Source organism: Halochromatium sp. (assembly GCF_046541315.1).
In the GTDB taxonomy this organism is placed as follows: domain Bacteria; phylum Pseudomonadota; class Gammaproteobacteria; order Chromatiales; family Chromatiaceae; genus Lamprobacter.
This window is the reverse complement of sequence record NZ_JBKHDN010000007.1, coordinates 19,831-28,671: the sequence shown is the minus strand read 5'-3', so window position 1 is coordinate 28,671 and position 8,841 is coordinate 19,831. Positions and strand designations below refer to the sequence as shown.

The following is an 8,841-nucleotide window of genomic DNA, read 5'->3' as shown; positions in this document are numbered from 1 at the left end:
CACCAACGCCACCGGTCCTTGACGATAACGCAGATCGAGCCGGTTCGGCGCCACCGCTTGCTCCAAGCGCTCGAGCTTATCGATCCGCAGGAACACCAGATCGCCGACTTCGGGCTCGCGCTCGGGCGTGATCGCATCCCGATAGACGCTGAAGCTCGGCATGCTGGTGCGATAGACCACCGTCGGCCGGTCCAGCTCGCGGGCCAGCAATCCGGCCTGCTTGACCGGCTCCTGCATCACCGCAAACACCGCCGGCACCAGCAGCCCGAACACCAGCAAGGTCTGCACGACGCCGGCCAGGATCAGACGCTGCCAAAGCGCAATCCGCGACAAGCACAACAAACCGATCATCGCCACCAGGCCAATCCAGAGACCCAGTCGGTACCCGCTATCCAACACCTGCGCGCCGGCGGCAAACATCGCCTGCTCGTGCGCGCGCTCCGCCTGCCCTTCGAGCACGCCGAGCAGCTCCGGCAATGCGGCCATCAGTACCACGAACACCAGTGGCGGCACGCAGGCCAACCAGCGATTGCGCGGCGCGTCGCGATGCCGCGCCATCAGGATGAACAACGGCGTGATGCCGTAGACCAGATAATGCGGCAGCTTGGTACCCGAGAACGAGAACACCACGAACACGACGAGGAACCAGAGCAGCAGGAAGCGATCCAGCTCATCGGCCCAGAGTCGGCGCAGCCTTGGCAGCAGACTCAGGAACCACCCGGTGAAGGGCAAGAGCACCAGCGGCAGCATGACGAAGTAATAGCCCGGAAAGCCCGCGTGCCCATGCTTGACGCCGCTGTAGCGACCGAGATTATGGCCGAGGAAAAAGCTCTGGAAGAAACCGGGGCCATCGTCGATGTAGATGGCGAGATACCAGGGGCCGGCGACCAGCAGAAAGACCAGCCAGCCGCGCCAGTTGAAGACGGCACGCAGCCAAGCGCGCCAGGCACCGACGGAGACGAAGAACAGCAGGCTCACCAGCAGCGGGAAGAAGACCGCGACCGGGCCCTTGGTCAGGAACCCAAGCCCGAGCCAGAGGTAGGCGCGCAGCAGCGTTGTTCGGGTCGGCCGCTTTCGCCAGCGGTAGATCTCGAAGAAGGCGAGCGCGATGAACAGATTGAGCACGGCATCGGCAACCGCCGCCTTGCCGATGATCGCGACCTGTAGCCCGAGCGCCATCACCAAGCCGGCGACGGTTGCGGTCGCGGCGTCGAGGCGCGCGCGCACGAATCCCCAGAGCGCCAGGACCCAGAGACTGGCCGCAAGCGCCGAGGGCAGCCGGAGCGCGAATTCGCTCCAACCCAGCGCCGAGACCGAGGCCGCTTGTAGCCAGTAGATCAGCACCGGCTTGTCGTAGCGCGGCTCGCCGTCCCGATGCGGGGTGATGAGGTTGCCGCTCGCGAGCATCTCGCGGGTGGCCTCGGTGAAGGCGCCCTCGTCGAGGTCGTAGAGTGGCACCGCGCCGAGCTGCCAGAAGAAGGCGAGCCAGACGATGAGGATCAGGAACCAGGGCGAGACGAGGACGCGTGTCAGCAGTGAGTCGCGCGCGTCCATTTAGAGATGATCCTCCGAACCAGCCTGCCCCCGCGCTCGCTCTGGGCTGGCATCGACTCCGCCGGTGTGGGTTGGGTTCGCGGACCGGGTCTCGGTCTCCGCTCGGCTCAGACCCTCGGTGCCCAATCCGCACTGGTCGTCGCGCTGCTGTCGCTGCTCGACCTTCCAGCCCGCGGCGGCCGGATCGGTCTGGCGACAGATACAGTGATGGGTGCGCTCGCCGGTCGCGAACAGGGTGCGAGTCATGATCTCGGCGAGCACGCCGGTGGTCAGGAACTGGATCGAGGCGACCAGGCACAGGATGGCGACGAAGAACAGCGGGCGGTCGCCGATATCCTCGCCGAGACCGAACTTGACCCAGGCCAGCCAGCTCATCAGCAACCCGCCGAGCAGACCGAACGGCAGGCCGATGGCGCCGAAGAAATGGCCCGGCCGCGCGCCGAAGCGCAGAAAAAAGAACGCCACCAACAGATCGATCAGCACGCGGAAGGTGCGCGAGAGCCCGTACTTCGATTGGCCGAGCATGCGCGCGCGATGCCCGACCTCGGTCTCGCCGATGCGCTCGGGTGCCGTCACCCCGGCCACCCAGACCGGGATGAACCGATGCATCTCGCCGAACAGGCGGACCTCCTTGATCACTGCGGCGCGATAGACCTTGAGGCTGCAACCATAATCGTGCAGGCGAACGCCGGTGACCCGGGCAATGAGTCCATTGGCGATGCGCGAGGGAAGCTTGCGCAGCAGCCACGCATCCTGGCGATCGCGCCGCCAGCCCTGCAGCAAATCCAGATCGCGCGCCAGCAATTCGTCGATCAGACGCGGGATCTCGGCCGGATCGTTCTGCAGGTCGCCATCCAGGCTCGCGATCAAGTCGCCGCGCGCGGCATCGAAGCCGGCCTGCATCGCCGCCGTTTGGCCGAAATTACGCCGAAACCGGATCACCCGCACATGCGGCCCGTGGCGCGCCGCCTGTTCGAACAGGGCCTGCCCGGTGCCATCCCGGCTGCCGTCATCGACCAGGATCAGCTCCCAGGGGGAGTCATAGCCGCGCAGGCCCTCATGGACACGCGCCACCAGCGGCGCGACATTCTCGCGCTCCTGATAGAGCGGGATCACGAGCGAGAGGCTGCGGTGACCGGACTCGAGCATGACCTTCGATCGGCGGCAGGCCCGAGCCCGCCGCTTGTTCGGATTTCCAGGCAGCCTCTCAGCCGGCCTCAACCCTCGTTGTGATAGCCCTGGATGCGCTCGACCTCGTTGCGCGAGCCGAGGATCACCGGCACGCGCTGGTGCAGGCCCTCGGGCTGTAGCTCCATGATGCGCTGCTGGCCGGTGATCGAGGCCCCCCCGGCCTGCTCGACGACGAACGACATCGGGTTCGCCTCGTAGAGCAGGCGCAGCTTGCCGCCCTGCCCCTTCGCCGCCATCTTCGCATCCATCGGGTACATGAAGATGCCGCCGCGGGTGAGGATGCGGTGCACCTCGGCGACCATCGAGGCGATCCAGCGCATGTTGAAGTCCTTGCCGCGCGGCCCTTCCTTGCCGGCCAAACATTCGTCGACGTAGCGCTTGACCGGTGCCTCCCAGAAGCGGCTGTTCGAGGCGTTGATCGCGAACTCGGCGGTGTCGGCCGGGATCCTCATGTCCGGATGGGTGAGGATGAACTCGCCGATGTTCTGATCCAGCGTGAAGCCATTCACGCCATTGCCGGTGGTCAGCACCATCATGGTCGAGGGACCATAGAGCGCGTAGCCGGCAGCGACCTGCTCGGTGCCGGCCTTGAGGAAATCGCGCTCGGTTGGATCGCCGGCATCGCCCGCCATGCGCAGGATGCTGAAGATGGTGCCGACCGAGACATTGACGTCGATGTTCGAGGAGCCATCGAGCGGATCGAAGGTCAGCAGGTACTTGCCGCGCGGGTACTCCTTCGGGATCTCGTAGATCGCGTCCATCTCCTCCGAGGCCAGGGCGCCGACATGGCCGGACCACTCGGTACACTGGATGAACATCTGGTTGGAGAGCACATCGAGCTTCTTCTGCGTCTCGCCCTGCACATTCTCGCTACCGGCGCTGCCGAGCGCGCCGACCAGCGCGCCATGATTGACCTGATTCGAGATCATCTTGCACGCGGTGACGATGTCGTTGAGCAACGCGGTGAACTCCCCGGTCGCGCCCGGCGCGTGGCGTTGTTCTTCGGCGATGAACTGGGTGATGGTCGTACCGTGGTGCATGTAGGCTGTCCTCTAAGCGGATAGGCGGGTCATTTTGCGCTCACGCCGAGCGAGACTGGACGGTGGCTGGATGGAGCGCCGAAACACGCAAAAAAATTGCATAATCGCCCAGTATAGCGAGCGACGACCAATGAAGCACCCCCTGTCGCTGGCTGCCATGGTCAAACGGGGGCGAGACACGTAGTATGACGACTTGCTGACAACAGCATGACCGTGTCGAGACGAGGGGCGAGCGTCTCTCGATCACCGACCTTGCGGTGCCGGATCATGACCCGCGCTTTCTCCCGAGGAGCACCAACCCCGATGCACACGACGCCAGCGCGTAGGCGCCAACCCTTGCTCGCGCTCGCCAGCGGCCTCGGCCGCAAGGCTCAGCGCTTCGCGACCTCCCTGCTGCCGGTCGACGCTGGCAGGCGCGGCGACTGCAACCGCTGTGGCGAATGCTGCAAGCTGCCCTATCCCTGCCCGTTCCTGCGCTACGATGCCGACGGCCTGAGCCGCTGTAGCGTCTATCACGCCCGCCCGCCGAGCTGCCGCAAATACCCGCGCACCGCGAGCGAGCACATCACCCCGGCCACCTGCGGCTATTATTTCGTCAATGTCACCGATCTCGGCCGCGCCCAGCCGGCGACCGAGCAGGCCGGCGGTTGAACGCGACCTGGGCGCGCAAGCAAGCCGAAGCGACGCCGAAGCCGCACGATCAGCAATCCCGGCGCGGTGCGAAAAAGCCGAGCTAGGCGACGATGAGTCCGGACGAAGAAACCCGCTATAGCCGCCAGATCCTCGTGCCCGGGTTCGGGGAGGACGGCCAGCGGCGCTTGCGCCAGGCGAGCGTGCTGATCGTCGGCCTCGGCGGACTCGGATCGCCGGTCGCCATGTACCTGGCGGCGGCAGGTGTCGGCCGTCTGCTGCTGGCCGACTTCGATGCGGTCGATCTGTCCAACCTGCAGCGCCAGATCCTGCACAGCAGCGAGCGCATCGGTTGGACCAAGGTCGACTCCGCAGTCGCCGCCTTGAGCGCGCTGAATCCGCATGTCGAGCTGCTCCCGATCAAGCGCAACCTGAGCCCCGCTCGCCTCGCCGAGCTGAGCGCCGAGGTCGACCTGATCGTCGACGCCAGCGACAACTTTCAGACCCGCTACGCCGTCAATGCCGCCTGCGTCCAGGCCGGCATCCCGCTCGTCTCCGGCGCCGCCATCCGCGCCGAGGGCCAGCTCGCGGTCTTCTCCGGTCGCCCGGGCGATCCCTGTTATCAATGCCTGTACCCCGATGACGGGCAAGCCGGCGAGCGTTGCGAGCGCGAAGGCGTGCTTGCGCCGCTGGTCGGCATCATCGGCAGCCTGCAAGCCACCGAGGCCATCAAGATCCTCGCCGGCTACGGCACCCCGCTGTTCTCGACGTTCCTGCTGCTCGACGCCCGCAGCATGGCGATACGCACCCTCGGCATCCCGCCCGACCCTGCCTGTCCGGTGTGCGGGGGCGGCCACATAGGCAGCAAGGATGCCGGAGCCAAGGATTCTAAGACCACGGCCTCAGAGGCGATTGGCGAACACCGGAGCGACGGTGACGAAAGTGCCACCGCAAGCGTTGATTCGTCTTAGAATAGCCGAACTCGCTACAAGCCGATCCTTATCGTGGAGTAATCCGATCATGACTCCCGAGTCCCTCGTCCAGGAAGCCAAACACCTCTATTCCTTGCCGGATGTCGCCCTACGCGTCAACCAGTTGATCGACGATCCCACCTCGCAACCCTCCGACCTGGCGGAGGTCATCCTGTGTGATCCAGCGCTGTCGGCACGCTTGCTGCGCCTCCTCAACAGCGCCTTTTATGCCCGGCCGCAGCCGGTGGACACCGTCACCAAGGCGATCAAGATGATCGGTTATGAGGCCTTGCGCGATCTGGTTTTCGCCACCTGCGCGGTCGAGGTGTTCAAGGGGCTTCCGCCCGAGCGAATCGACATGGAGCGTTTTTGGCTCAATGGCGTCGCCTGCGGAATCGCCGCCAGGGCGCTGGCATGCCAACGGTCGTTGCCCGAGAGCGAGAGCGAGCGGCTCTTTCTCACGGGGCTGTTACACGGGCTTGGCAAGCTGATGCTCCTCAGCCAACGCCCCGAATCCTATTCGGAAGTGCTGAGGCTCAGCGATCAAGACGGACTCGACCTGGTCGAGGCCGAGGAGCGGGTGTTCGGATTCAATCACGCCGAGCTGAGCGCCGCCTTGCTCAAGAGCTGGCAGCTTCCCGAATCGCTCTGGCAACCGATCGCGCATCACCTCAACCCTGACGCCGCAGTGTGCTACCGCACCGAAACCGAGATCGTGCATGCCGCTCGCGTGATCGCCCGGCTCTTTCAGGCCACCATGTTCGAGCGCGAAAGCATGCAGTCGGAGGCGGCGACCGAGACGCTCCACGCGCTCGCCGAGCGTCTGCAGCTGGAACCGGAGTCCCTGGCCCGCCTGCCAGGCGATATCAACCTGCAGGTGACCGAGATGTACGAGATCATGATGCCAGGCTGGATGCTGGTGTATTGACGCGCTTGGCCGGGGAGCCAGGCATCCGTTCGGCCTCTGATAGTGGCGGAGAGGGTGGGATTCGAACCCACGGTACGCTCGCGCGTACACCTGATTTCGAGTCAGGCCCGTTCGGCCACTCCGGCACCTCTCCTGGGCGACGCGCTGCGCTCGGAGGAGCGCAGAACGGCCGGAGACTATAACACGCTCGAGCGCCGAGACCAATCCCATGCATCGCCCACCGCCCAGCCGCAGGCGATCAGCCGACCAGGCGAGCAACCACAGCGAGTTCAGGATCGCGCTCGCTCGGCATTGACGAACTCGAGGCTGCGGCCGAAGCGATCGTGGCGAATGCGGGTGAGGCCCGCGTAGTCGATGCGGATGCGATACCAGTGTTGCGGGGGCGCCTCCAGCACATGGCCGATGATGGCGCGGCTGACCCCGGCGTGGCAGACGATGAGCAGGTGACGCCTCGGATAGGCGGCGATCTGACGCTCGTAGGCGCGGCCGATGCGCGCTTGTAGCGCCTCCAAGCGCTCGCCGCCGGGCGGGCGGTTTGCCAGCGGATCACGCCGGAATGCAGCAAAGGCCGCGGGCTCCGCGTGCATCAGTTCGAGCGGGCGGCGTCCTTCCCAGGCGCCCATGGCGATCTCGCGCAGTTCCGGATCGATCGCGAGCGGCAAGCCATGCCGTCCCGCCAGTTCGCAAGCGAACGCGCGGCTCCGCGCCATGGGTGAACTCAGGATCTGATCCCAAGGCGCCTCGGCGCCCACCGCCGCCCACATCTGCTCCCAGCCGAGCGGGCTGAGCGGATGATCCACCCCTTGTCCCCGAATCATGCGACCACCGCGCGGCTCGCCATGGCGGATCAGGTCGACAATGGTATCTTCACCCCACACGCTGGACTCCTTGGCACCGTCGCGACAGCCAACCGCTGCCGCGCAATGAAGACCGAATAGGTTAACCTATGCTGAACCGAAACAAGATCTATGTCGGACTCGACGCCGACAGTTACGGCGGCATGACGCCCACCGGCAACATCGTGCGCGACGCGCAAGTCTTCGGTCTGATCCCGGAAGACGAGACCTGCGTGGGCTGGTCGCTCGCGCGCATCGAGTCGCTCTACGATCAGGTCAGCGAGGCCTGGCACCCCTACGGCAACCTGGCCTCGCGCCTTCCCGACGCGCTGCGTGAGCGTCATCAACGCATCTATCAGGCGGCGATCGAGCGCGCGCGCGAGCTGGGCTGGTCTGCCGAACTGTACGACGACTGAGAAGCGAGATGCCCGAGACGACCGAGAGATCCGATGATCCGCTGATCGAGCGCCTGCTCGAACTCGCGCGTGCACTGACGCACGATTCCGAAGGCTACCTCGACCGCCAGGACGATCCCCAGCTCTGGTACAACCGGGGCTACGCCAACGGCATGCTTGCGGCCCTGCACGCGCTCGGACATGGCCCGCGCGTCGCGGCGACCCTGGAGCCGGATGTCTACGACGCCGCCCGCGACCAGGCCCATCTGCCCTGGGGCAAGGCCTATGAGCACGGCCGCGAGAAGGGCCTGGAAGAGACCTATGAGGTCACCGGCACCGCCGCGTCATGAGCCTGCCCCCTCGTCCAAGTTGGATCGGCACGGAAGTGGCCCAGCAGACGAGACCAACCCAATCCAACCCAATCCAACCCGGCCCGCGCGGCCGCCCCCGCTCAGACCCAGGAACCGGCATGGCCCGACTCGTCTCGTTCAACGTCAACGGCATTCGCAGCCGCGCGCATCAGCTCGAGGCGCTGAAGGCATGGCACGATCCGGATGTGATCGGCATCCAGGAATCCAAGGTCCCCGATGACCTGTTTCCCGTGGATGCGATGCAGGCGCTGGGTTGGCGCTCGGTCTATCATGGCCAGAAGGGCCATTACGGCGTCGCCCTGCTCAGCAAACGCGATCCGCTGCGGGTGATCAAGGGCTTCCCAAACGACGGGCTGGACGCGCAACGTCGCGCCATCACCGGCTTCTATACCCTCGCTGACGGCAGCGAACTGACCGTCGTCAATGGCTACTTCCCGCAGGGCGAGAGCCGCACGCATCCGGTCAAATTCCCCGGCAAGCAGCGGTTCTACGCCGATCTGAGGCGCTATCTGGATGAGCACTTCAGCCCCAGCCAGGCCTTGGTGGTGATGGGCGACATGAACGTCGCGCCCGAGGATGCCGACATCGGCATCGGCGCCGACAATGCCAAGCGCTGGCTGCGCACCGGCAAATGCAGCTTTCTGCCCGAGGAGCGCGACTGGCTGCGGACGCTGATGGAATGGGGCCTGTTCGATGCCTATCGCCACCTCCATCCCGAGCGCGACGACGCTTTCAGCTGGTTCGACTATCGCTCGCGCGGTTTCGAGCGCGAGCCCAAGCGCGGCCTGCGTATCGACCTGATCCTGGTCTCGGCGCCGGTGCGCGAGCGGCTGCGCGCGGCGGGCATCGACGATCGGATTCGCGCCCTCGAACGCCCGTCCGATCACTGCCCGATCTGGATCGACCTCGACTGACCGACCCTCGA

10 protein-coding genes and 1 tRNA gene are annotated in these 8,841 nt (G+C 65.8%); 6 read left to right on the top strand and 5 right to left on the bottom strand.

Translation table 11 applies throughout. The features are described 5' to 3' along the window. From ACLFQI_RS01385 to ACLFQI_RS01375, 3 genes are all read right to left on the bottom strand, one after another. Positions 1–1,554: ArnT family glycosyltransferase (locus ACLFQI_RS01385; RefSeq protein ID WP_410757000.1), on the bottom strand; the 1,554-nt coding region annotated here is incomplete at its 3' end. Beyond that, entirely contained in the window at positions 1,555–2,703 is a 1,149-nt protein-coding gene (locus ACLFQI_RS01380; RefSeq protein ID WP_410756999.1) for a glycosyltransferase family 2 protein, read from the bottom strand. Between the two features lie 68 nt (positions 2,704–2,771). Next, a complete protein-coding gene (locus tag ACLFQI_RS01375; protein WP_410756998.1) occupies positions 2,772–3,785 on the bottom strand; it encodes a class 1 fructose-bisphosphatase in 1,014 nt (337 codons plus the stop codon). Between the two features lie 303 nt (positions 3,786–4,088). Between ACLFQI_RS01375 and ACLFQI_RS01370 the strand changes: the two genes are divergently transcribed. The 3 genes from ACLFQI_RS01370 (at position 4,089) to ACLFQI_RS01360 (ending at position 6,314) form a co-directional block, all read left to right on the top strand. After that, positions 4,089–4,436, top strand: a complete 348-nt coding sequence (locus tag ACLFQI_RS01370; protein WP_410756997.1) for a hypothetical protein — start codon at positions 4,089–4,091, stop codon at positions 4,434–4,436. Positions 4,437–4,528: 92 nt separating this feature from the next. Further along, a complete protein-coding gene (locus ACLFQI_RS01365; RefSeq protein ID WP_410756996.1) occupies positions 4,529–5,386 on the top strand; it encodes a HesA/MoeB/ThiF family protein in 858 nt (285 codons plus the stop codon). A gap of 49 nt (positions 5,387–5,435) precedes the next feature. Further along, positions 5,436–6,314: an HDOD domain-containing protein gene (locus tag ACLFQI_RS01360; protein ID WP_410756994.1), complete on the top strand. Its 879-nt coding sequence runs from the start codon at positions 5,436–5,438 to the stop codon at positions 6,312–6,314. A 43-nt stretch (positions 6,315–6,357) separates the two neighbouring features. Here the strand turns inward: ACLFQI_RS01360 and ACLFQI_RS01355 are convergent. After that, a tRNA-Ser gene (locus tag ACLFQI_RS01355) sits at positions 6,358–6,447 on the bottom strand. Between the two features lie 136 nt (positions 6,448–6,583). After that, positions 6,584–7,192, bottom strand: coding sequence for a histidine phosphatase family protein (locus ACLFQI_RS01350; RefSeq protein WP_410756993.1), 609 nt, complete (start codon positions 7,190–7,192; stop codon positions 6,584–6,586). A 68-nt stretch (positions 7,193–7,260) separates the two neighbouring features. On the opposite strand from ACLFQI_RS01350, the gene ACLFQI_RS01345 reads away from it, so the two are divergent. From ACLFQI_RS01345 to xthA, 3 genes are all read left to right on the top strand, one after another. After that, a complete protein-coding gene (locus ACLFQI_RS01345) occupies positions 7,261–7,566 on the top strand; it encodes a hypothetical protein (protein ID WP_410756992.1) in 306 nt (101 codons plus the stop codon). A gap of 8 nt (positions 7,567–7,574) precedes the next feature. Further along, positions 7,575–7,895, top strand: a complete 321-nt coding sequence (locus ACLFQI_RS01340) for a hypothetical protein (protein WP_410756991.1) — start codon at positions 7,575–7,577, stop codon at positions 7,893–7,895. A 119-nt stretch (positions 7,896–8,014) separates the two neighbouring features. Continuing rightward, positions 8,015–8,830 (top strand): exodeoxyribonuclease III, encoded by an 816-nt coding sequence (xthA, locus tag ACLFQI_RS01335; RefSeq protein ID WP_410756990.1) that lies wholly within the window; start codon positions 8,015–8,017, stop codon positions 8,828–8,830. Positions 8,831–8,841: the final 11 nt, after the last annotated feature.